We start from the raw sequence: 460 nt of genomic DNA on the forward strand, positions 1-460 counted from the left end.
TTTAAAGAGAGGCCGTCTGAAAACTTTCAGATGGCCTTTTAGATGATTGTTTTTTGCGTCGGCTTATCGAAACGGTTTAGTCCCCGTCACGACAACCGTCAATCGCTTCCTGCAAACTGCTGACGCCGTAGATTTTCAGGTTTGGAAACTCTTTTGCATGGCGCGGCATATTGGCTTTGGGAACGATGGCACGTTTGAAGCCGAGTTTTTCCGCTTATTTGAGCCGCTCTTGTCCGCGTGCAACAGGGCGGACTTCGCCGCTTAAGCCGATTTCGCCGAAAACCACGGTTTTTTCGGGTATGGGTCGGTTGCGGAAGCTGGAGAGCATGGCGAGGATGGAGGCAAAGTCAAAGGAAGGTTTTCCGATTTTTCCGACACCGACAGCATTGAAGAACACCTCCTAGTCGCAACAAGCAACGCCGCCGACCCTCCCATCAGCCCCCACATGTCCTCCAGCTTC

General features: G+C 52.2%; 1 pseudogene. It reads right to left on the minus strand.

What is annotated here, in order from left to right:
- Positions 1-76: 76 nt before the first annotated feature.
- Positions 77-460: pseudogene (locus ACTHTY_RS11825) on the minus strand (magnesium chelatase domain-containing protein); the annotation flags it as partial.

The organism is Neisseria sp. P0019.S002, assembly GCF_051957155.1.
In the GTDB taxonomy this organism is placed as follows: Bacteria; Pseudomonadota; Gammaproteobacteria; order Burkholderiales; family Neisseriaceae; genus Neisseria; species Neisseria perflava.